The 1,768-nt window shown below is 70.3% G+C and carries 1 protein-coding gene; it reads right to left on the bottom strand.

Going from position 1 to position 1,768, the window contains the following annotated elements; translation table 11 throughout:
- Window positions 1-1,768, bottom strand: a 1,768-nt coding sequence (locus RT028_RS12325) for an amino acid adenylation domain-containing protein (protein ID WP_312935199.1), incomplete at both ends; no start/stop codon positions are given.

Genomic DNA, 1,768 nt, shown 5'->3' with positions numbered 1-1,768 from the left:
GCCCACCTGCGCCACGCCCAGTACGTCGCTCCAGATGGCAGCTACCTGCCGTTGCAGTGCGGTCTGTGGGGCGATGTGCTCGCGCTGCTGCCAGACCGGGGCCGGCAAGGCGCGGCGCTCGACCTTGCCGCTCGGGCCCACGGGCATTGCGGCCAGGTGCAGCAGCTGCGCGGGCACCATGTAGGCCGGCAGTTGCGCGGCCAGCACGGCGAGCAGCTCGGCGGTGCGCTCGCGGCCGCTGTAATAGCCGACCAGTTGCGCGCCCACGGCGTCCTGATGAATCACCACCAGCGCCTGCTCGACGCCAGCCTGGGCCAGCAGCACTGCCTGCACTTCTTCAGGCTCGACACGGAAGCCGCGGACCTTCACCTGCTGGTCGAGGCGGCCAAGGTATTCCAGCGCCTGATGAGCGGCGTTCCAGCGCGCCCGGTCGCCACTGCGGTACAGGCGCTGGCCGTGGCCGTCAGGGTCTGGCAGGAAGCGTTCGGCGGTCAGGCCGGGACGGCCCAGGTAACCCCGGGCCAGGCCCGCGCCGCCCAGGTACAGCTCGCCGGGAATGCCGGGCGGGGTGGCTTGCAGGTCGTCATCGAGCACGCGGCAGAGCACGTTGGCCAGGGGTCGACCGATCGGTGAAAGTGCCCCATCACTGGCCTGACAACGCCAGTGGGTGACGTTGATGGCGGTTTCGGTGGGGCCGTAGCGGTTGTCCAGGCGCGCCTGCGGCAACACCTGCAAAGCCCGGTCGCGCAGGGCTGCCGGCAGTGCTTCACCGCCACAGAACAGGCGCCGCAGGCTGTGGCAGCCCGCGGCATCGGGCTCGTGCAGAAACACCTGCAGCAGCGCTGGGACGAAGTGCACGGTGGTGACCGCGAACTGCTGGATCAGGGCCGCGATACGTTGCGGGTCCCGGTGCTCGCCAGGGCCGGCGAGCACCAGCGAACAGCCACTGAGCAGCGGCCAGAAGCACTCCCACACCGACACGTCGAAGCTGATCGGGGCTTTTTGCAGCAGCACGTCGCTGGCGTCCAGGGCGTACTGAGCCTGCATCCACTGCAAGCGCTCGGCGAGCGCGGCGTGGGTATTGCCGACGCCTTTCGGGCGACCGGTGGAACCGGAGGTGTAGATCACGTAGGCCAGATGGTCGCCGTGCAGGTGCAGGCGCGGCGGCTGGGTTGGCCAGTTGTCCAGATGCAGCTGGTCGAGGGCGATGACGCTCACCCCCTCGGGCTGAGGCAAGCGCTCGAGCACCTCGCTGTGGCTGAGCAACAGGCCGGCGCCGCAGTCTTCGAGCATGTACGCCAGGCGCTCGGCCGGGTAGTCGACGTCGAGCGGCACGTAGGCGCCCCCCGCCTTGAGGATCGCCAGCAAGCCGACCAGCAGCTGCGGCGAGCGCTCCAGGGCGATGGCCACGCAGGTATCGGGCCCAACGCCCTTGTCGCGCAGGTAATGCGCCAGGCGGTTGGCCTGCTGGTGCAGCGCGCTGTAGCTGAGGTGGCCGCCATCCCAGTGCAGCGCCGTGCGCTCGGCACACAGCCGGGCCTGCTCGTTCAGTTGCTCGGGCACCAGGCTCAAGGGTGCAGCGGCCGGCGCCTGACCCCAGCTCAGCAATTGCTCGCGCTCGGCTGGGCTGAGCAGTTGCACCTCGCCCACGGCCAGACCCGGCGCGGCGCAGACCTGTTCGAGCACGGCCAGCAGGTGCCCGGCCAGGCGCTCGACGGTGCTGGGCTCGAACAGCGCGGCGGCGTAGTCGAAGGCCAGGGTCAGGCGG

Origin of the sequence: Pseudomonas sp., assembly GCF_032058845.1 — a bacterium.
Lineage (GTDB): Bacteria > Pseudomonadota > Gammaproteobacteria > Pseudomonadales > Pseudomonadaceae > Aquipseudomonas.
This window is presented reverse-complemented; position numbering and strand designations above follow the sequence as displayed.